17 protein-coding genes and 1 riboswitch are annotated in these 19,766 nt (G+C 65.6%); of the genes, 5 read left to right on the top strand and 12 right to left on the bottom strand.

From position 1 onward, the window contains the following. Positions 1-51: 51 nt before the first annotated feature. From ACXR2T_RS07065 to ACXR2T_RS07055, 3 genes are all read left to right on the top strand, one after another. Positions 52-813: a sulfite exporter TauE/SafE family protein gene (locus tag ACXR2T_RS07065; protein WP_458838634.1), complete on the top strand. Its 762-nt coding sequence runs from the start codon at positions 52-54 to the stop codon at positions 811-813. Positions 814-847: 34 nt separating this feature from the next. Further along, entirely contained in the window at positions 848-2,311 is a 1,464-nt protein-coding gene (locus ACXR2T_RS07060; protein ID WP_458838633.1) for a SulP family inorganic anion transporter, read from the top strand. A gap of 82 nt (positions 2,312-2,393) precedes the next feature. Then, positions 2,394-2,783, top strand: coding sequence for a hypothetical protein (locus ACXR2T_RS07055; RefSeq protein ID WP_458838632.1), 390 nt, complete (start codon positions 2,394-2,396; stop codon positions 2,781-2,783). 74 nt (positions 2,784-2,857) lie between these two features. Here ACXR2T_RS07055 and ACXR2T_RS07050 read toward each other — a convergent pair whose 3' ends face one another. The 8 genes from ACXR2T_RS07050 to iolC form a co-directional block, all read right to left on the bottom strand. Then, positions 2,858-3,730 (bottom strand): sugar phosphate isomerase/epimerase family protein, encoded by an 873-nt coding sequence (locus ACXR2T_RS07050; RefSeq protein ID WP_458838631.1) that lies wholly within the window; start codon positions 3,728-3,730, stop codon positions 2,858-2,860. A gap of 158 nt (positions 3,731-3,888) precedes the next feature. Continuing rightward, on the bottom strand, positions 3,889-4,905 hold the full coding sequence (locus ACXR2T_RS07045) for a Gfo/Idh/MocA family protein (RefSeq protein ID WP_458816843.1): 1,017 nt from the start codon (positions 4,903-4,905) through the stop codon (positions 3,889-3,891). 150 nt (positions 4,906-5,055) lie between these two features. Next, a complete protein-coding gene (locus tag ACXR2T_RS07040; protein ID WP_458816845.1) occupies positions 5,056-5,982 on the bottom strand; it encodes a sugar phosphate isomerase/epimerase family protein in 927 nt (308 codons plus the stop codon). A gap of 266 nt (positions 5,983-6,248) precedes the next feature. After that, a complete protein-coding gene (iolD, locus tag ACXR2T_RS07035) occupies positions 6,249-8,189 on the bottom strand; it encodes a 3D-(3,5/4)-trihydroxycyclohexane-1,2-dione acylhydrolase (decyclizing) (RefSeq protein ID WP_458838630.1) in 1,941 nt (646 codons plus the stop codon). Further along, the gene (iolB, locus tag ACXR2T_RS07030; RefSeq protein WP_458838629.1) at positions 8,186-9,181 is read right to left on the bottom strand and encodes a 5-deoxy-glucuronate isomerase; all 996 of its coding nucleotides are present in this window, start codon (positions 9,179-9,181) and stop codon (positions 8,186-8,188) included. Before iolB ends, iolD begins: the two co-directional genes overlap by 4 nt. Before the next feature lie 184 nt (positions 9,182-9,365). Then, positions 9,366-10,895: a CoA-acylating methylmalonate-semialdehyde dehydrogenase gene (locus ACXR2T_RS07025; protein ID WP_458838628.1), complete on the bottom strand. Its 1,530-nt coding sequence runs from the start codon at positions 10,893-10,895 to the stop codon at positions 9,366-9,368. 102 nt (positions 10,896-10,997) lie between these two features. Then, positions 10,998-11,897 (bottom strand): class I fructose-bisphosphate aldolase, encoded by a 900-nt coding sequence (locus ACXR2T_RS07020; RefSeq protein ID WP_458816853.1) that lies wholly within the window; start codon positions 11,895-11,897, stop codon positions 10,998-11,000. Next, positions 11,894-12,853 carry a 5-dehydro-2-deoxygluconokinase gene (gene iolC, locus ACXR2T_RS07015; RefSeq protein ID WP_458838627.1) on the bottom strand — a complete coding sequence of 320 codons (960 nt, stop codon included), beginning with the start codon at positions 12,851-12,853 and terminating at the stop codon, positions 11,894-11,896. The genes ACXR2T_RS07020 and iolC overlap by 4 nt, the downstream gene beginning before the upstream one ends. 176 nt (positions 12,854-13,029) lie before the next feature. Here iolC and ACXR2T_RS07010 point away from each other — a divergent pair, with 176 nt between their 5' ends. Then, positions 13,030-13,788: a GntR family transcriptional regulator gene (locus ACXR2T_RS07010; protein ID WP_458816857.1), complete on the top strand. Its 759-nt coding sequence runs from the start codon at positions 13,030-13,032 to the stop codon at positions 13,786-13,788. On the opposite strand, the gene ACXR2T_RS07005 is transcribed toward ACXR2T_RS07010, so the two are convergent. The 4 genes from ACXR2T_RS07005 to ACXR2T_RS06990 all read right to left on the bottom strand — a co-directional run bounded on the left by ACXR2T_RS07005 (position 13,785) and on the right by ACXR2T_RS06990 (position 18,365). After that, entirely contained in the window at positions 13,785-15,002 is a 1,218-nt protein-coding gene (locus ACXR2T_RS07005) for a glycosyltransferase (protein ID WP_458838626.1), read from the bottom strand. The two genes, ACXR2T_RS07010 and ACXR2T_RS07005, sit on opposite strands and share 4 nt — an antisense overlap. Positions 15,003-15,131: 129 nt before the next feature. Then, a complete protein-coding gene (locus ACXR2T_RS07000; RefSeq protein WP_458838625.1) occupies positions 15,132-16,070 on the bottom strand; it encodes a nucleotidyl transferase AbiEii/AbiGii toxin family protein in 939 nt (312 codons plus the stop codon). Next, positions 16,057-16,626, bottom strand: coding sequence for a type IV toxin-antitoxin system AbiEi family antitoxin domain-containing protein (locus ACXR2T_RS06995; protein ID WP_458838624.1), 570 nt, complete (start codon positions 16,624-16,626; stop codon positions 16,057-16,059). The genes ACXR2T_RS07000 and ACXR2T_RS06995 overlap by 14 nt, the downstream gene beginning before the upstream one ends. A gap of 137 nt (positions 16,627-16,763) precedes the next feature. Continuing rightward, positions 16,764-18,365: an RNA/DNA-binding domain-containing protein gene (locus ACXR2T_RS06990; RefSeq protein ID WP_458838623.1), complete on the bottom strand. Its 1,602-nt coding sequence runs from the start codon at positions 18,363-18,365 to the stop codon at positions 16,764-16,766. Positions 18,366-18,935: 570 nt separating this feature from the next. Further along, positions 18,936-19,048: riboswitch (SAM riboswitch) on the top strand. Between the two features lie 18 nt (positions 19,049-19,066). On the opposite strand from ACXR2T_RS06990, the gene ACXR2T_RS06985 reads away from it, so the two are divergent. Beyond that, a complete protein-coding gene (locus ACXR2T_RS06985) occupies positions 19,067-19,705 on the top strand; it encodes a hypothetical protein (protein ID WP_458838622.1) in 639 nt (212 codons plus the stop codon). Positions 19,706-19,766 lie beyond the last annotated feature (61 nt).

The raw sequence follows: 19,766 nt of genomic DNA, 5'->3' as shown, positions 1-19,766 counted from the left end.
TTTGTTCACACAATTGAACAAAGTTGTCGGCAGCTCTAGGCTGTACGGGTGATGACGATGCTGCCCACCCTTCCCGCCGTCGCGTGGGCCCTGCTCGCCGTCGCCGCGCTGCTCGTCGGCTTCTCGAAAACCGCGGTGCCCGGCATCAACACGATCTCGATCGCGATCTTTGCGGCGGTGCTGCCCGCCCGCGCGTCGACGGGCGCGCTTCTGCTGCTCTTGATCGTCGGCGACGTGTTCGCCCTCATCACCTACCGCCGCCACGCCGACTGGGGCACGCTCGTGCGGCTGATCCCCGCGGTCGTCGCGGGCGTCGCACTCGGCGCCGTCTTTCTCGCGTTCGCCGACGACGGCTCAGTGCGCCGCGTCATCGGCGTGATCTTGCTGCTCGTGATCACAGTCACGCTTTGGCAGCGGGCAAGATCGGCGCGTGGATCCGGCGCTTCAGGCACCGGATCAGGGCCTGTCGCGCGCAGTGGCTACGGCGCGCTGGGCGGGTTCACGACCATGGTCGCGAACGCCGGGGGCCCCGTGATGTCGATGTACTTTCTTGCGGCGCGGTTTCCCGTGAAGGCATTTTTGGGCACCGCGGCCTGGTTCTTCGCCGTCATCAACCTCGCGAAGGTGCCCGTCTCGATCGGCCTGGGGCTCATCACCCCGAGCGCACTCGTGCTTGACGCCGTACTCGTCCCGGCCGTGATCGTGGGAGCACTCGCCGGGCGCCGGATCGCGGCGCGCATGAAGCAGCAGACCTTTGACTGGGCCGTCATCGTGTGCACAGTACTCGGGGCGGTGTACCTGCTGGTCGCGTAGACCGCGAGACGAGGATCGCGCGTAGGGTGGAGCGGTGACCTCAACCCCCTCGACGCTCCAAGCCCTGCGCAAGCCGCGGCTCCTCACCACCGAGGTGCTCGCGGGCGTTGTGACGACGCTCGCCCTGATTCCCGAGGTGATCTCGTTCTCGGTAATCGCCGGCGTCGACCCCAAAGTGAGCCTCATCGCCTCAGTCGTGCTCGCCGTCTCGATGTCGATCCTGGGCGGCAGGCCCGCCATGATCACGGCCGCCGCAGGCGCCGTTGCGCTCGTCGTCGCCCCACTCACCCGTGAACACGGGGTCGAGTACCTACTGCCCGCCGTCGTGCTGGCGGGCCTCGTGCAGATCTTGTTTGGCGTGCTGGGGCTCGCACGCCTCATGCGGTTCATTCCACGCTCGGTGATGATCGGCTTCGTGAACGCACTGGGCATCTTGATCTTTACCGCGCAGCTGCCGCACGTGATTGGCGTGCCATGGCTCGTGTACCCCCTGTTTGCGCTCACCCTGCTCATTGTGATCGTGCTGCCTCGTGTCACCTCGGCCGTGCCGGCGCCGCTCGTCGCGATCGTGGTCGTGACCGCCATCGTAATGGTTGCCCACCTGACCGTGCCGACGGTCGGTGACCAGGGCGCCGTCTCTGGCGGTCTCCCCGGGATCACGCCGTGGCTTGCACCGCTCAACCTTGAGACCCTGTCGATCGTGTGGCCGACCGCCTTGAGTATCGCGTTCGTGGGCCTCATGGAGACGCTCCTCACCGCGAAGCTCGTCGACGACATGACGGGCACCCGCTCACACAAGGGCCGCGAGTCGTGGGCCCTCGGCATCGCCAACATTCTGGCGGGCTTTTGGGGCGGCATCGCGGGCTGTGCCATGATCGGGCAGACCATGGTGAACGTCAAACTGGGGCGGGCGCGCACCAGAATTTCAACGTTTGTGGCGGGAGTATTCTTGCTCGCGCTCATCACCGTGTTCAGCGATGTGATGGAGCGGATTCCGATGGTCGCGCTCGCGGCGATCATGATGGTGGTCGCCGTAACGACCATCGACTTTCACAGTGTGCGGCCCGCGACCCTCAAACGCATGCCGCGTTCGGAGACGTTCGTGATGCTGGCCACCGTGGCCATCGTCGTCGCCACGGGCAATCTCGCAATCGGCGTGGGTGCCGGGGTGCTGATCGCGATGGTACTGTTTGCGCGCCGGGTGGCCCACGTCGTTACGGTCACGCGCGTCGCACATGCCGATGCGGTTATATATGCGGTGCGCGGCCCGCTCTTCTTTGGCAGCAGCAACGACCTGGTTGAACAGTTCACCTACACGGACGACGCGTTGCCGGTCACCATCGACTTTTCGGCGGCGCAGATCTGGGACGCCTCCACCGTTGCGGCTCTGGATTCGGTGCAGTCGAAGTATGCAGAGCACGGCATTCAGGTGACTTTCGTTGGACTTGACGCGCGCTCAAGCGGTTTGCGCGATCGCCTCAGCGGATTTCTCGGGTGACTTTTCAGGAAGCCACAGGCATCGTCGCGTAGTGTTCTCGATCGACCAACACACAGACTTAATCAAAGGGGGGCCTGCCATCATGCCACAGGCTTCGTGCAGCGAGTGCGTAACCGAGCGCGTGCTGCCTGCGCACGCCGTTGCCACCCTGCGCTCACGCGACTATGACTTGCGGCCCGTGTCAGACGTTCAGTACGCGGAGGTGGGTGCGCACAAGCCACTCGAACCGTCGGGCTGGTTTCAGCGAGTGATCGCTTCTGTGCTTGCTGACGGGATCCTCGAGCCGATCCTCGCCACCCACGGCCCACAAGGTCTAGAGCTCATCGATGGGAACCATCGCGCCTGGGCTGCCGCCCACCACGGCTTAGATGCCCCCGTGCGCATATTCACGCCAGCGTGTGGCGACTGCACCGAAGAGTCCTTCGCGGTCGCCGCGATGGCAGGCACCGCCGAGCGCGGCTGGAAATACTAAGGGCCCACCCCGTAACGGGGCAGGCCCTCAAGTACACCCACATCAGCACCGCCCGCGAGTGGCGCTGGGTGCCGTTACGCGCCCGCGATCAGCTCGCGTAGCTTCACCAGCTGCGAGCGTGAGTACTCGTCGGCGCGCTCGTCCTCTGCAAAAACGTTCGACACGATCAGCGCGTCCTCGCGGTCGAGGTAGCCGCTCGCTTTGAGCGTGCCGAACAGCTCGTCCCAGTTCACGTCGCCGTCGCCGATCGCGAGGTGCTGGTGCACGCGCACCGCGTTACCGGGCGGATTCGTGATGTAGCGCAGCCCGTTCGAACGATTGTGGTCAAACGTGTCTGCGGCGTAGACCGCGCCCAGGCGATCCCCCAGCTCGGGAATGAGCGTCGTAGCCCGGTCGCCCATATGGAATGAGTGCGAGGCAACGTAAACAAAACCCACCTGCGTCGAGTCAAGCCCACGAATAATGCGCCACGCTTCAAGGCCGTCCTCGACGAAATCGTCGGGGTGCGGGTCAATGTTGAGCTGGACCCCCGCGCGCTCAAGCACGGGAATCAGCTCCTCCATGGACTTGTAGAAGCCAGCCTCGGAGTCTTCCGAGCGCTCGGGCCGACCCGAAAACTCGGTGTTGACCATCGGCACCTCGAGCTCTGACGCGACCTCAATGTAGCGCTTCATGTTGCGCACTGCGGCTTCACGCTGCGGCTCCTCGGGCCACGAGAAGCGCTGCACGGGTAGCACCGACGTGATCGTCACGCCGGCGTCTGCCGCCCTCTTCTTGAGTGTCTGCAGCATTCCGGTGTCGACCTTCGGGTAGTGAAAGTGACGCCCAAAGTCGGGGTTGGGGGTGAGCTGCAAGTACTCATAGCCCAGGCGGGCAACAAGGTCAGGGAAGTCGAGCAGGTGCACCGTGTTGTTGTACGGCGTTGGGTCAAGTGCAATGCGTACCATCGTGACTCCTTAGGAAGGGGTTGGATTCTGCGACTCGCCTGGCGCTGTAGCGCCAGCGCGGATTGCGAAAAACGCTGACGCGTTTTCCTATGCAATCCGCGCACGCAGAATGACGGGGAGGGAAGGCAGAATGACGGGGAGGCGGGTGAGCCGGCTGTTTAGGCGTAGAACGCGGGGCGCTCGGGTGCCTCGACCGGCACGACGCCGCCCTCGTGCATGGCCTTCACGCCTGCCTCGCACGACAGCGCAACCAGGTAGCCGTCCCACGCGTTCGGGCCGTCGACCAGGTCGCCGCGGCGCACCGCATCGACCCAGCGCTGAATCTGTGCGTCGTAGGCGGCCGCGAAGCGCGTGACGAAGCTCTCGTGTTCCTTCACGATGAAGTTGCCAGCCTCCCAGCGCTGCATGCCAGCCGGCTGGCCGATCCGGGCGACACCCTGCTCGAAGACTGCCTCGGTGGCAACCTGGTAACCGAAAGCGACACTGACGTTCATCTCGACGTCGACGAGCACGCCGTTCTCGAGCTCCATGATCACGAGGATCGGCTCCTTGAGTCGCTCGGGGGCGTGCGAGTTGCGTCGTGGGTACTTCACCTCGACGCTCACCACGCGCGAGCCCGCGAGCCACGGCACCACGTCAAACTCGTGCACCACCGAGTCGGTGATGAGCATGTCGTTCGTGTAGCTGTCGGGCACCGACGGGTTGCGGTGCAGCGCACGCACCATCAGCAGGTCGCCGCTCGTGCCCGCTTCAACGAGCTCGCGCAGCTGCTGGTACTCCGCGTCAAAGCGACGCATAAAGCCCACCTGAATGTGCGGCTTGTCGAGCTGCTGCTCGAGCTCGAGCACCTCCCAGGAGCTCGCTGAATCCTGCGTCAGCGGCTTCTCGCACAGGATCGGCAGCCGCGCCTCAAGCGCGGGGCGCAGCACTGGCGCGTGAAACTGGCCGGGCACCGCGATGAGCACGGCGTCGAGCGCATCGGCGGCGATGGCCTCTTCGACACTCGCAAACACGAGGGCACCGGGAGCGTTTGCGGCGGCCGCAGCAGCGCGGCCAGCATCGGGCTCAACGACGGCCGAGACACGGGCCCCGGCGATCCGGTGCGTGATGCGCTTAATGTGGTCGGCGCCCATCATGCCAGCGCCGACGACGGCGACGCGCAGTTCGTTAGTCATAGGTAGTTCCTTTGGTATGGATCCTGCGACTCGCTTCGCTCGCGCAGGATGACAGTTTCAGTAACCCGCTCGCGCAGGATGACAGTTTCAGTAACCCGCTCGCGCAGGATGACAGTTTCAGTAACCCGCTCGCGCGGAGTGACCGGGTGGTTAGCTGATGCGCGCGAGGTGCGTGCAGCCGAAGATGTGCTCGCGGGTGCGCTTGGCGATGGGTGCGGGGGTGTCGACAGAGCAGCCGTACATGTCTTGCTCGACGATCGCGAAGATCTCGGAGTCGATCTTGGCGACGGCCTCGATCACGGGCGCCAGATCGGGGATGCCGTGCGGCGGCTCGATCATGATGCCCTGGCTGACCGCGTCGGCGAACGGGGTGTCGTTCTTCAGCACGTCAAACAGCAGGGTCGGGTCGACCTGCTTGAGGTGCAGGTAGCCGATGCGCTCGGGGCGCTCTTCGATCAGCTTCACGTTGTCGCCGCCGTAGTACGCGAAGTGGCCCGTGTCGAGGCACAGGTTCGTGTAGCGCTCGTCGGTCTCGTCGAGAAACCGCACGACCTCACGGGTGGTGCCGATGTGGCTGTCGGCGTGCGAGTGGAACTGCTGCTTCATGCCAAACTCTTCGAGCAGTGCCTTACCGAGGCGGTCGTGGCCCGCGCCCAGCTTCTTCCACTGCTCGTCGGTGAGCGTGCGCGACTCGAGTACCTCGCTCGTCGCGTCGCTGCGCCACAGGTCGGGGATCACGACGAGGTGTTCGGCGCCGAGCTTTGAGGCGAGACCCGCCACGTTGAGTGCCTGGTCCCAGGCGCGCTGCCACTCGTCTTCGCCCTTGTGAAACCCGGTGAACACGGTGCCAGCCGACAGCTTCAGCCCGCGCTTGCCGAGCTCATCCTCCAGCTGGTGGGGGTCGGTGGGCAGGTAGCCGTAGGGGCCCAGCTCGATCCACTCGTAGCCCGCCTCGACGACCTCGTCGAGAAACCGCTGCCACGGCACCTGCTTCGGGTCGTCTGCGAACCAGACTCCCCACGAGTCGGGGGCGGTGCCAATGCGCAGGCCCGAGTTTTTGGCCAGTTGATCATTCACGATTTAAACTCCATCGTTTGCGCTCATACGTGGCGCGGCCCCTGCGGTCGCACCTTTGATATGACAATAGGCCAAAAGGCCGGATCGTGCCACCCCCACACGCCCGCAGCACGCTGCGCTCGTGCATTTGGGTGCAAAATGCCGTGCGCCCCCGCGTGGTTGTCTGGTGACACCAAGACACCGTGCGGCCAAAAGTGGGTGTTATCGGTCCTGATAACACCCACTTTTGGCCGCACGGCACTGATCCGGAGCGTACGAACGCGGGCCTAGCCCAGCAGCGGCTTCTGAGCCGCGACCTGCTCCTCGTATTCACCGCGAGCGCGCTGCGTCGATTCGAGCTCAGACACCTGCGGCACCGGCACGTCCCACCAGCCCGCGCCGTCGGGCGCGTAGAGCAGCGGGTCGCTGTTGATGTGAATGAACGTCGAACGATCTGACGCCTTCGCCACCGCCATGGCCGCCTCGAGATCGGTGATCGCGTTCGCGCCGGGCTCGACCTCGATGACGTCCATGCCGTAGCTGCGGGCGTTCATGGCGAGGTCGACGGGCAGAATGTCGTCGCCCTGAAAGTTCTTCGTCTCGGGGTCGTAGGCGCGGTACCAGGTGCCAAAGCGCTCGGAGCCCACCGTCTCAGACAGGTGCCCGATCGACGCGTAGCCGTGGTTCTGAATGAGCACGACGATGATCTTGATGCCCTCGGCGACCGCGGTCACGAGCTCGGTGTTGAGCATCAGGTACGAGCCGTCACCCACCATCACGATCACGTCGCGGTCATCGCCAGCCGCCGTGAGCCCGCGCTTGGCACCCATGCCGCCCGCGATCTCGTACCCCATGCACGAGAACGCGTATTCGACGTGGTAGCCGAGCGGGTCGCGCACGCGCCACAGTTTGTGTAGGTCGCCGGGCAGTGATCCGGCCGCCTGCACGATCACGTCTTGCGGGTCAGACGAGCGCTGCACCGCCCCGATGATCTCGGGCTGGCCGGGCAGGTCGAGACCCGAAGGCTCGAACGCCTGATCGACGAGCGCGTCCCACTCCGCCTTCAGCGCGGCAATGCGCTCGGCGTAGGCAGGTTCGACACGCAGGTCGCTCTCGGAGCCTTCACCCTGGGCACCGATCAGCTCGACGAGCATCTCGCGGGCGTCGGCCACGACAGCGATCTGCGTGCCGTGCTTGTACGCGTCAAACGACGCGACGTTGATGTTCACGAACTTCACGCCCGGGTGCTGAAACGCGGTGCGCGAAGACGTGGTGAAGTCGCTGTAGCGGGTGCCAATACCGATGATCACGTCGGCTTCTGCCGCCATGCGGTTCGCCGCGAGGGTGCCGGTCGCGCCCACGCCGCCGAGGTACTGCGGGTGATCCCACGCGAGCACGCCGCCGCCCGCCTGCGAGGTGGCCACCGGAATTCCGGTCGCCTCGACGAACTCACGCAACTGCTCTTCGGCGTCGGAGTACAGCACGCCGCCGCCCGCGATGATCATGGGCCGCTTCGCGCCGCGAATCGCCTCGAGCGCCTGCGCGAACGCGTCGCGGTCGGGCCGCGGCCGCCTGATGCGCCACTCGCGCGGCTGCAAGAACTCTTCGGGCACGTCCATCGCCTCGGCCTGCACGTCCTCGGGCAGCGCGATGGTCACGGCGCCCGTCTCTGCCGGGTCGGTGAGCACGCGCATCGCGGCGAGCGCGATCGAGAACAGCTGCTCGGGGCGCTGCACGCGATCGAAGAACTTCGACACGGGCCGAAACGCGTCATTGACCGTGAGGCCAATGTCGTGGGGCTGCTCAAGCTGCTGCAGCACCGGATCAGCAACCCGGGTCGCAAACGTGTCGCTGGGCAGCAACAATGCGGGCAGGCGGTTGGTGGTCGCGAGCGCGGCACCCGTCAGCAGGTTGGTCGCGCCGGGGCCGACCGAGGCGGCCGAGGCGTAGGTGCCGCGGCGGCGGTGCATGCGGGCGTAGCCGACCGACTGGTGCACCATCGCCTGCTCGTTGCGGGCCTGAAAGTAGGGCATTGCCTCGGGGTTGAGGGCGTTGGCCTGCTTCAGCGCCTGGCCGATGCCGGCGACGTTGCCGTGACCGAAGATGCCAAACATGCCGGGAATCGTGCGCTCACGAATCTCGTTGCCCTGGGCGTCGCGGTCCACGGTCCACTGGTTGGCGAGAAATTCGACCAGCGCCTGGCTGACCGTCATGCGGCGGGTGTTCATCGGGTCTCCTCGGAAGTTTCGGGGGTGGTGCCGTAGGGCAGGCGCGAGTCAAACTCTTGCCCCTCCCACGTGTCGCGTACCCAGCCATGGGCCGGGTCGTCGCTAATCAGCCAGCTGCGCTCGGGGTCGGGGCCGGCCATCACGTTCAAGTAGTACATGTCGTAGCCGGGGGCTGCCACAGCAGGGCCGTGGTAGCCGTGGGGCACGAGGGCGACGTCGCCGGTGAACACCCGGGCGTCAATGTCGATGGGGCCCGCGGGAGACGAGTAGGTGCTGAACATGCCAAAGGCGTGCTCCTCGCTCACCTCGGCGGGGGCGCCCTTCGTCGGCGCGACCTCGAAGTAGTAGATCTCTTCAAGCTCTGACTCGTGGCCGGGCAGGTGCTCGTCGTGCTTGTGAGGCGGGTACGACGACCAGTTTTCAGACGGCGTGATCACCTCGACGACAATAAACCGGGCTGCGTCGAGCGACTCCTTGCGGCCAAAGTTGTGCACCTGGCGGCTCGAGGCGCCGGCGCCGCGCAGCTCGACGGGCACCTCTTCCACCGGCATGTACGCCGACGGGCGCACGATGTCGGTGGGAGAGGTCGCCACGAGAAAGCGGGTCTCGCCTGCGGTGCGGGCGGTGACGGTCGCCTCACTTGCGGCCGAGAGGTAAAGCACATCGGTGGGGCCATCAAACACCGAACGGCGGCCCGCGAGCACGGTCGTCTCGGGAGCACCAGTGGTGTCGCCAGCCTGCCCGCTAGCGACAGTCGAGTCGGCGACAGCGACACCGTGTGTGACCTCGAACGACCCCGACAGCGGCACGACCAGCCGCTCTACGCCGGTGCCCGCAAGCTCGATCGACTCGCCCTCGGCGAGGCGGGCGACCCGCAGGCCCGTGTGCGCCCAGCCGGGGGTGCGCTCGTCGACGACGGTCTCCCAACCAGCCTCGGCGAGTGCGCCGCGGCGATGAAACCAGCGCTCGGCCTGCGTTGCCTGCTCAGTCATGTGCTTCTACCTCTCGTTACTGCTTGCTGGTCTGGATCCTGCGACTCGCTCCGCTCCCGCAGGATGACGGAGTGAGCTGCTCCCGCAGGATGACGGGGTGGGCCGCTCCCGCAGGATGACGGAGGGGGTGACCACTTCTACGTCATCCTGCGCGAGGCACGAGTCGCAGGATCCAGGGTGATGCTTAGTCGTTCTGGGGGAAGCCCAGGTTGATGCCGCCGTGCTTGGCCGGGTCGAGCCAGCGGCTCGTGATCGCCTTCTCGCGGGTGAAGAAGTCGAAGCCCTGCACGCCGTACGCCTTCGCGTCACCGAACAGCGACGCCTTCCAGCCACCGAACGAGTGGTACGCGACCGGCACGGGAATCGGCACGTTGATGCCCACCATGCCCACGTGGATCTCGTGCTGGAACCGGCGCGCAGCGCCACCGTCGTTCGTGAAGATCGCGGTGCCGTTGCCGAACTGGCCCGAGTTGATGAGCGCGACGCCCTCTTCAAACGTCTCCACGCGTACGACCTGCAGCACCGGCCCAAAGATCTCTTCGGTGTAGGCGCGCGAGTCGGTCGACAGGTTGTCGATCAGGGTCGGGCCGAAGAAGAACCCGTCCTCGTGACCGTCCACCTGGCAGTTGCGGCCGTCGACGACGATGCGGCCACCGTCGGCCTCGGCGATGTCGACGTAGTTCGACACCTTCGCGCGGTGCTCGGCGGTGATCAGCGGGCCCAGATCCGGCTCCCGCGTCGAACCGTCAGCGCCGGTCGCGCCGTTGCCCACGACGAGATTCGCGATGCGCTCTTCGATCTTGCTGATCAGCTCGTCAGCGACGGGCTCGACCGCGAGCACGACCGACAGCGCCATGCAGCGCTCGCCCGCGGCGCCGTAGCCGGCGTTAATTGCCTGGTCAGCGACGAGGTCGAGGTCGGCGTCGGGCAGCACGAGCATGTGGTTCTTCGCGCCACCGAGCGCCTGCACGCGCTTGCCGTTCTTGGCGGCGGTCTCGTAGATGTACTGCGCGATGGGGGTCGAACCGACGAACGAGATCGACTGCACCTCGGGGGCGTTCAGCAGGCCATCGACGGCCTGCTTGTCGCCGTTGAGCACGGTGAAGACGCCGTCGGGCAGGCCCGCTTCCTTCCACAGCTCTGCCATCCAGATCGCGGCCGAGGGGTCCTTCTCTGAGGGCTTCAGAATGACAGCGTTGCCCGCGGCGATCGCGATGGGGAAGAACCACATCGGCACCATGACAGGGAAGTTGAAGGGCGAAATGATGCCCACGACGCCGAGCGGCTGCTTCAGCGTGTAGACGTCGATGCCGGTCGAGACGTTCTCTGAGAAGCCGCCCTTGATGAGGTGCGGAAACCCGGTTGCGAGCTCCACGACCTCCTGGCCGCGGGCGATCTCGCCCATCGCGTCCGAGAGCACCTTGCCGTGCTCCTCGGTGACGATCGCGGCGAGTTCGGTCTTCTTGTTGTTCAGCAGCTCACGGAACTTGAAGATCACGGCCTGGCGGCGCGCCATCGACAGCGCGCTCCAGGTCTCGAAGCCCTTCTGGGCCGACGCGATCGCCGCTGCGATCTCATCGTCGTTTGCGAGCGCAACCTCGCGCACCACCTCTCCGGTCGCGGGGTTGTGCACGGGCGCGGTGCGGCCCGACGTCGACTCGCTGCGCGCGCCATCGATCCAGTGGGGAACGACGGTGACGTTCTCGGTGCTCATAATCTGTGCCTCTCTGTCGAGTGAATTTTGGTGGGTGCCGGATCGCGCCTACAGGGGGCGGGGCGCCGGGTGAGCGCGATCCGGAAGTTGTTGGGAAGAGACCTACGCGAGGCCAGTATGCACGAGCCGGGCCGCGGTGTCGACGGCCTGTGCAACGTCGCCGGTGGCGGGGTAGAGCAGCGTGCGCCCGACCGTCAGGCCGCGCACGCCGGGCAGCGCGAGGGCCGCCTCCCACGACGCGAACGTCTCGTCGGGGTCACCGCCGTTGTCGCCGCCGAGCAGCAGCGTCGGCATCGTGGTGGCCTCCATGACGCGCTCCATCTCGGGCACGACGGGCAGCTTCATCCACGTGTACGCGCTGGAGTTGCCGAGGCCCGACGCGATCGCGGTCGACAGGATCACGGCGTCGGCGGTGAGGTCGTTCGCAACCTTGCCGTCGAGGCGGCGGCTCATGAACGGCTCGAGCATAATGGGCAGCCCGGCGGCCGCGGCATCGTCGACGGCGCGGGCCGTCGCCTCGAGAGTCGAGGCGGTGCCAGCATCGTTCAGGTCGACGCGAATGAGCGTCTTCGCGAAGTCGAGCCGGTCGCGCACCATCGAGTCGATGTCGTAGGCCGTGTAGCGGTCGTCGAGCTCGAAGCTCGCGCCGCGCAGGCCGCCGCGGTTCATGGAACCCACGACGATCTTGTCGTCGAGCAGGCCCATCGCCGCGAGGTCGTCGATGATGTCGGGGGTGCCGAGCACGCCGTCGACGCCGGGGCGTGACAGTGCGATCGCCATGCGCTCGAGCAGGTCGTAGCGGTTAGCCATCGCGGTCGGGTTTGCACCGACCGCGACCGCGCCGCGGGCCGGGTGGTCGGCGGCGACGATGAAGAGCCTGCCGTCGCCCTGAATCACGTCGCGACGCTTGCGGGTCGCAAGCTTCTCGGCGATCGCGGCGGGGTGTGCGGCGCGCAGTTCGCGCAGCGAAGCAAAGTCGAGCGGTGAGCGTTCGAGCGTCATGCGGCCGATCCCTTCAGGATTTCTTCGATCTCTTGCGCGGTGGGCATCGCCGTCGAGCACTCCAGGCGGGTCGCGACGAGCGCGCCGGCCACGTTGGCGAACTTGAAGATGCGCTCGAGGTCCCAGCCCTCGAGAAGGCCGTGGCACAGCGCGCCACCAAACGCGTCGCCCGAGCCGAGCCCGTTGACCACATCAACGAAGTAGGGCGGCACCTCGACGCGCTCGTCGCGCGTCTTGGCCATGACGCCCTTGGGGCCCTGCTTCACGATCGCCAGCTCGACACCGCGCTCGAGCAGCGCATCTGCCGCACGATCTGGTTCAGTCTCGCCGACAGCGACCTCGCACTCCTCCTTGTTACCCACGGCAACAGTGACGCCCTCGAGAGCCTGAGCGACCTGGGCGCTCGCCTCCTCGGGGTGCTCCCAGAACATGGGGCGGTAGTCGAGATCGAGGATCGTGTGCGAGCGGCGGCCGCGCGCCGCGAGCGCCGCGTGGTGCGCCGCCCGGCTCGGCTCTTGGCTCAGGCCCGTGACGGTGAGCCACAGGATCTTCGCGGCCCGGATCGCTTCTGCGTCGAGATCCTCGGGCGCGATTTCGAGATCCGGAGCCTTGGGCTCGCGGTAGAAGTAGAGCGGAAAGTCGTCGGGCGGAAAGATCTCGCAGAACGTGATGGGCGTCTTGTACTGCGGGTCGGTCTTGACCTCGCGGGGGTCGACGCCGAGGCGGTCGAGTTCGCGCAGCAGGTACTTGCCGAAGGGGTCGTCACCGACGCGCGAGATCAGCGCGCTCTTGTGGCCGTACTTGGCCGCGGCCACCGACACGTTGGCCGCGCTGCCGCCGAGGTACTTGCCAAAGCTCGTCACGTCTTCGAGGCCGACACCTCCCTGCAGAGGGTAGACATCGACGCCGAGGCGTCCCATTACGAGCACGTCATCAGGACGTCGTTGTTCCGACATTCAGCCGCCGCCTTTCCTTGCGCGTTACGACGCCAGGTGCGTCGCTGCATTTGTCCTAACAATAGCACGAATGAGGCGTTACGCCTGAAGATCGCGCACATTCGCTGTAATGTTGTCAGTACAATGCATGAAAACGGGCCGCCCGACGTCGCGCTGGTCCACTCAAGGAGCACCTTATGAGCACCGAGCCAGTGTGGCCCGCAGAGCTATTCACCGATCTTGACCGCACCGGCCCTGTGCCGCTGTACTACCAGATCTCGAGTCGCCTCGAACGGGCGATTCGCAACGGCACGATTCCGTCGGGGGCACGCCTCGAGAACGAAATCTCGATTGGCGAGAAGCTGGGGCTATCACGCCCCACCGTGCGGCGGGCGATCCAGGAACTCGTCGACAAAGGGCTGCTGGTGCGCCGCCGTGGCATCGGAACGCAGGTGGTGCAGGCGCGAGTGAGTAGGCCCGTCGAGCTGACGAGCCTGCATGAGGATCTCAGCCACACCGGTATGCGGCCAACCACGCGCGTGCTGTCACTTGAACGTGTGGCGGCCGACGCCGAGACCGCGCAGCGCCTCAACGTAGAGGTGGGCACCGAGGTCACACGCATCAGGCGAGTGCGCAGCGCCGACGGCACCCCCATGGCGGTGCTCGAGAACCTACTGCCGCCCGAGTTTGCCGACATTACGGCCGAGCAGCTTGAGCGCCAGGGGCTCTACGAGATGCTGCGCGCCCGCGGTGTGACCATCAAGATCGCTAACCAGACGATCGGTGCGCGACGCACCCAGGGCGACGAGCACGAACTGCTCGATATCGCCAAGGGCAGCCCGCTACTGACGATGGATCGCGTGGCGTTTGACCAGGGTGGCCGGGTCATCGAGGCGGGGCACCACTGCTACCGCCCCGACCTCTACTCGTTCTCGACAACCCTCGTCGCTCGCTAGATCGCGGCGTACGTCTCGATGAGCCGCTCGGCCGACGCGGCCCAGCTACTTTCGAGCGCGTGCACACGCGCCGCCTGGCCCATACGGGCGAGGCGGTCGGCATCGCCCAGCAACTGCGCGATCTCGGTCGCCCACATCTGCGGGTCATCGCCGGTGACGAGCACACCCGTCTCGCCGTCGATCACGGCCTCCCGCAGGCCTCCCGTTGAACGCGCGATCACGGGCACGCCCGACGCAGCAGCCTCGAGCGCCACGAGCCCAAAGGTCTCAGAGTGCGACGGGACGACCATGACCGCAGCCGAACGAATGCGCTCTGACAGCTCAGAGCGTCGCAGCGCGCCATCAAACGCGGTCGTGCCGAGCATGCCGTGGCGGGCGGCCGCTTCGTGCAGGCCGCGCGCGTAGTCGTCACCGTCGGGCGGTGGTGCCCCGACGACGCGCAGCACGGGCCGCGAAGCCGCAGGCAGCAGCGCCATCGCCTCGATGATCAGGTCGAAACCCTTGAGCGGGTGCAACCGACCGACCATGATTACCTCGGGGCGGCCGCCGCGGCCGATCCAGTCACGCTGCTCGGCGCACTCGCGGGTGGCGCACGGGTAAAAAAGCTCGGTGTCGACACCCAGGGCGACCACGCGTACTCGATCCGGATCCCCTCCCAGCCGCTCGATCACCGTCTGGCGTTCGGCCTCGCTCACCGCGATCACGAGATCGGCTTCGCGGGCGAGCAGTTTCTCACCGGCCAGACGGCCGGGAGATTCGGGCCGCTCGCCGTCGGTGAGCGGCGAGTCGGGCTCGGCGGCGATGGAGTGATAGCTCTGCACGAGCGGGATCCCGCGGCCGCGGGCGACCGACAGGGCGGCGATGCCTGAGAACCAGTGCTCGGCGTGCAGCAGGTCGACTCTGTCGCCCTCGAGAGCCTTGTCGAGCTGGTGCCCAAAGTCGTCCATCACGCCTTCATGCTCGCCCTTCGCGAGCAGCCGGGCGGGGCCGGCGTCGAGGTGAATCACCACAAGCCCGGGCTCCACTTCGACGCGGGCGGGGGATTCTTCGTCACTGCGGCGTGTGTAGATGCGCACGTCGTGCCCCGCGCGGGCAAGCGCTTCGGCCTGAGCGCGCACGACCACGTTCATGCCGCCCGCGTCTTTGGTACCCGGAATATCGAGCGGAGACGTGTGCAGCATCACAAAACCGATCGTCAACGCTGCTGAGTTCATAGCCTCCAGCGTATCTGGTGCGCGCCGGTGCCGGTGCGACGCTCTCTGTGGGCGTATTGGGCGGGGCGCCGCCCGGGTGCAACTTCCAGCGGCAGACGCACACCCCAATTCCCGCTCATGTTTGAGTGGTCAGTGCAGCGTAAGCAGCCATTCGTTGAGTTCGACAACCGAGTCTTCCAGATCAAGCGCGACTCCCGCAGACCCTGCGGCGTCGGCATAGCTCTCGCGCCAATGGGGATGAGCTGTCAACATCGTTGGCCATGTCCTCGGCGGAATGCCTGCGACTTCCGCTTCGACCGCTCGTGCAGTGAAGATGTCCATCACCGCGTTTCGGATCTCCCTCAGCGCAGGGTGCCCGGTGCGAGTCGTGAGGTCGCGCAGCAACAGCAGATCTACAACGTCACGAGCCCGGTCATTAACCAGGCGCGGCGGATCGTGCGGGTCAGTGCTAGCGTGGATCTTCTGGGCAATTTGGTACGCCATCGACAGGCCGATGAGTCGATCTGGGGTCGGCAGGCCGAACCCCGCGAGTGATGGTGAGGGTATCTCTTCCGGTCGAGCACCAGCACCGCCCTCGTCGTGCGAGATCTCAACCTTCACGCGTCGCCACGTCACACCCTTGAAGGTGACCTTGATGTCGAAGCGACGAGGATTCACAATCCGGGCAGGAACCAGGATCTCTTCCAGCACCTCACCGCGCGTCATCACGAGTGGACCCCAGGGATGGGCCAGCGCAGCGTCGAGCTTTTGCAGGAAGTCGTCGAGGTCTCCACGTACGAGGCCGTCGATGTCCTGTGTCGTACGGGACATCCCTGGCAGGCGGTACTGCAGCATCGTCCCACCCTTGAGTAGGAACAGTGAGCGCCCGTCTTCATCAACGGCACGTTGCAGCGCGGCGGTCACGACGGTGGCTGCAACGAGCCACCCGAGTCGCGGCCCGTATGAATCGAGACGGTCGCGTGCTTGCGCAATCCAGCCGTCGAGCACACGAGCGTTGGTGGGTTCCTTATCCTTGGGGTCCAAGTTCTTCAACGAAGCCGCAAGGTTCTCCACGTCATCGGCGTCCATCTCGCTCCTCCATTGTGCGCACGAGTTCGATCTGCCGCTCGGGGTCGAGCTGCCCGCCTCGCCCAGCACGGTCAATCGCTTGTCTCAATAGATAGGTGGGCACACCGGACCGAATACACTGAGCAATCGTCGTCGGCACGTCAGTAACGGGCAATTCCTGCCACCACGTGACCTCCCCCGGCACAATGTCTTCGTAATGGATGACGTAGCCGTCGCCGCCAGTGCGGCGCAATCGACGTCGCCGAGGGACCGTGAGATGGATGCGCGCCGGGTTGATGTCCGAGATTTCCCAGGCTTGCAGCGCCGTATCGTGACTCAGCACCGCACCGTCGACGCCCGACCAGAGCAGTGCGAGGCGATACTGGTCGAACTCGGTTACGGGAATCTGCGGCACCCGATACACGCCGTGTCCTGCTCTGAACAATCGCCCCCGCGTCACCATCTTCGACAGATCGGCGTGCGTGATGCCTTCGCCAAGCGCCTCGGCCGTCGTGACATACCCATGCTGATCCAGCGCGATCTCGCGCAATACATCGAGCTTAGTCACTGTAGACATGTCAAAACCTTACCAAAAAGGAAAGGTTTTGACACCACTTCGGTACGAGGGCGTAACGGGAGGAGCATCGAGCCGACCGGCCCCGTCACCTCACTCTGACGGGGAGTGTGACCGCATAATGCCCTATGCCGCCGACATTATCGCCCCAGTCGATACACCGTGCGCTTTCGGCCCTGGCCTCCGACCATCTCGACCTCGCCGCTGCGCAGCGCCTTGTTGAGCGAGTACCGCACCTGCCCCACCGTGAGCCCCAGCGCCAACTGCAGTTCCTTCACGGTCACCTCGCCCGCGCGTGCGATCGCCGCCAACACCGCGGCATCGTTGCCACCGCCCTGAATGGCGGGGCGCTGCGGCTCATGGCGATCCGGATCAACCCGCTGCACCGCGGGGCCAGGCTCTTGAGCGCCCTTGGTCGCGGGTGATTGAGCAGTCGTTTCTGCGGCCGTATGGGCCGCGACCCCACTGGGGCGCGGGGTCGCATCGCGGGGCAGCTCGCCTGCGACGGGGAGCCACAGGGTGGCCTTAAACTGCACGCCGGTGTTGGTGAGCGAGGGGGTCGGCAGACCGTATTCACTCGCTGCGCGAAACACTTCGCGAATGCCGCCGCCTTCGCCCTCGATGACGAACGCGTCGTCTGCAGTGCGCAGCTTTTGCGCGATGCCATAAAGCCGCTGGTTGACGGCGGCCTGCGCGTGGTCCTCGCTCTCGAGCTGTTCGAGAGAGACCCCGCGCAGCCCGCCGGGGCTAACGATGAACAGCGCCCGCGGCGTGAGGCGCACCTGAACCTGTTTGCCGATACCGAGGGTGTTGGGGCTGAGATCACGGTGCACGAGCGCGTTGGCGAGTAGCTCTCGAACCGCACTGAGGGGCAATTGTGGGCGCTCGCCCATGTGTCCGTCGGCGCGGTAGAAGCGTGTGGCCACAATATTCTGCTCACACCAGACCATCAGTTCGTCGAGCAGCACCGGCACCGGACCAGTGAAATGTTTGAGGTCGCGGGTACGCTCGCCCCGGTCGTTGCTCGGCAGCTGCACCGCGGCCGTCACAGTGAGGCTCGGATACTGCCCCTGAGGGTAATCCCCCAGCGCATAAAGCCCAGCCAAGGTCGGCTCGCCCGATGCCGTGACAACGCCGGTGCGACGCAGAATCTCGGCGTCGGTGCGCTCGCTGAGTCGCCGGTCGCGGCTGCGCGCAGCGCTGAGGTACTGCGCGACGAGCTCGGGCACGAGATCTTCTGCGGTCACGCCGGGTACGGGCTGCAGGTCATAGTTGTCGGGGGTCTGCAGCAGCGCTTTCTCGACCTCGATCATGCGCAGCTCGTGTTCGTGCATCACAAAATCACCGTCAGCCTGCCGCAGGTAGGCCCTGCCCTGGTAGACCGCTGGCCGGTCGGCGAGCCGCAACGGGGTCACCTCAACCACCACCACCTGCTTGCCGTCTACCGCGACCGAGTAGGTGTCGAGGTGCGGGGCGGGGTCGATCGCCGACCGCGCCTGGTTGACGATGCCGGCTTCCATCGCTGCTGGATCAGCGACCCCGACAACTGTGAAGTTTGACGCCTCGTCGATGCCGAGCAGCATCACGCCACCCTCAGGCATGTTTGCAAACGCGCAGATGGTGCTGGCCGCCGCCTCGGGCACGCCACCAGCCGCCCGTTTCACTTCTACCGACGTAGTGTCGCCCCGGTGCACCCGCAGGGTGTCCAGAAGCTCTAGGATGCGGCCTTCGTTCCACGTCATACTGCAAGAGTACAACCCTAAGTGCAACTTTTATAGTATGAATTGCAGTTTGCCAGTTTGAATCTGCAGTTTGAGTTGCACTTTGCTCATTTAAGGCCCGCCCGCGACCCTCTAATGGCCCGGTTAAGCCGACTTTATGCATAGTTATAACACTCAACTCACACCCTTGAGTTGAGTGTTATAACTATGCATAACTTTGAAGCCAACGCCTCGTGCGAGAAGCACAATTCCCCGAAGTCAAGCCCCGCACGCCACCCGAAGTAGCGTGAAAACTCCAGATAAGCGAACAAATCGTTCGTACAAATGATCAGCACTCGAGAGTGGCCAGCAGCGCGGCACCCTCACATTTCTAAAGAGCCCAACAACCTCATAAATCGGCTTAATCGACCTCCGCAAACACGGCACTGCGCTCGTTTATGCCAGATTTATGCATAGTTATAACACTCAACGCACACCCTTGAGTTGAGTGTCATAACTATGCATAACTTTGAAACTTTGCGCCCAGCAGCGGGCCTCCGAGAACGCACCTGCCTGCATGTACACCGCCCAAACTTCTGCTACGCTGGGCGTGCTCTCGAGCTGCAGCGCTAAGTACCTGGCTAGCTGCACGGCAACCCTCCTCACTGAGCGGGGTGCCCCAGGGGAAGAGCCGGCAGGCCCAAAAGGGCCCGCAAGTCAGTTTCTCTTCACGGAGGTGACCCGTGTCCATTCACGGTACCCAAAACCAGCCCACAAACCCCGGCACCAACCTCGGCGCCAACCCCGGCACCGGAGTGCACGCTTCAAACGCCAGCATCACCCTCATCGGTAACGACGGCACCGAGCACGGCACTCCCACGCTGCCCGCCGCACACCCTGACCCGCAGCCCGAGTTGCCGCCGGTGCGGCTCACGTGCACCGCAGGCTGCGCGTGCTGGCGCGCGATCGAGAGCGGCCAGACACCTACTCGGAGCCTCGAAGCCGACGAGCTGCTGAGCTGGCTCGTCGCGCTGAAGGGCCCGCTGCGCAGCGGCCTCGCGCACAACCGCATGTACCATCACATTCGCACGACGCAGCCCGCGTCGCCGCTCAACGTGGGGTACGTCGGCATCGCGCGCGGGCTCGCCGCGTTTGGCGTGACGCCCACGCACTACAGCGCCCTGCACGACGCGTTCAGGCGCCTCCGCCCGGATCGTGTGGTGGCGGCGCTCGGCGGCGAGCGCGCGGCCGACGCGCACGGCATCAGGTTCGTGACGCATGAGAAACTGCCCGAGACACCCCTGCTCAAGTGGGTCGAGTTCTGCCCGCTGCTCTGGCAGGAGGACGGCCCGGTCGCGTCCGCCCTGCTGGCGACGCAATAACCCGCGGCTCCGGATCAGTGCGGGGTCGCACTGATCCGGAGCTGACCGCGCCGCGCTTGAC

The organism is Leucobacter faecis (assembly GCF_054456635.2).
The sequence above is the reverse complement of the archived record's forward strand: the minus strand, read 5'-3'. Positions and strand labels throughout refer to the sequence as shown.

Bases quoted from the DNA above. Each gene is read 5' to 3' on its own strand.
- ACXR2T_RS07065 (WP_458838634.1), top strand. From the start codon at position 52: ATGACGATGCTGCCCACCCTTCCCGCCGTCGCGTGGGCCCTGCTCGCC.
- ACXR2T_RS07055 (WP_458838632.1), top strand. From the start codon at position 2,394: ATGCCACAGGCTTCGTGCAGCGAGTGCGTAACCGAGCGCGTGCTGCCT.
- ACXR2T_RS07050 (WP_458838631.1), bottom strand. From the start codon at position 3,730: ATGGTACGCATTGCACTTGACCCAACGCCGTACAACAACACGGTGCAC.
- ACXR2T_RS07045 (WP_458816843.1), bottom strand. From the start codon at position 4,905: ATGACTAACGAACTGCGCGTCGCCGTCGTCGGCGCTGGCATGATGGGC.
- iolD (WP_458838630.1), bottom strand. From the start codon at position 8,189: ATGAACACCCGCCGCATGACGGTCAGCCAGGCGCTGGTCGAATTTCTC.
- iolB (WP_458838629.1), bottom strand. From the start codon at position 9,181: ATGACTGAGCAGGCAACGCAGGCCGAGCGCTGGTTTCATCGCCGCGGC.
- ACXR2T_RS07025 (WP_458838628.1), bottom strand. From the start codon at position 10,895: ATGAGCACCGAGAACGTCACCGTCGTTCCCCACTGGATCGATGGCGCG.
- ACXR2T_RS07020 (WP_458816853.1), bottom strand. From the start codon at position 11,897: ATGACGCTCGAACGCTCACCGCTCGACTTTGCTTCGCTGCGCGAACTG.
- iolC (WP_458838627.1), bottom strand. From the start codon at position 12,853: ATGTCGGAACAACGACGTCCTGATGACGTGCTCGTAATGGGACGCCTC.
- ACXR2T_RS07010 (WP_458816857.1), top strand. From the start codon at position 13,030: ATGAGCACCGAGCCAGTGTGGCCCGCAGAGCTATTCACCGATCTTGAC.
- ACXR2T_RS07005 (WP_458838626.1), bottom strand. From the start codon at position 15,002: ATGAACTCAGCAGCGTTGACGATCGGTTTTGTGATGCTGCACACGTCT.
- ACXR2T_RS07000 (WP_458838625.1), bottom strand. From the start codon at position 16,070: ATGGACGCCGATGACGTGGAGAACCTTGCGGCTTCGTTGAAGAACTTG.
- ACXR2T_RS06995 (WP_458838624.1), bottom strand. From the start codon at position 16,626: ATGTCTACAGTGACTAAGCTCGATGTATTGCGCGAGATCGCGCTGGAT.
- ACXR2T_RS06990 (WP_458838623.1), bottom strand. From the start codon at position 18,365: ATGACGTGGAACGAAGGCCGCATCCTAGAGCTTCTGGACACCCTGCGG.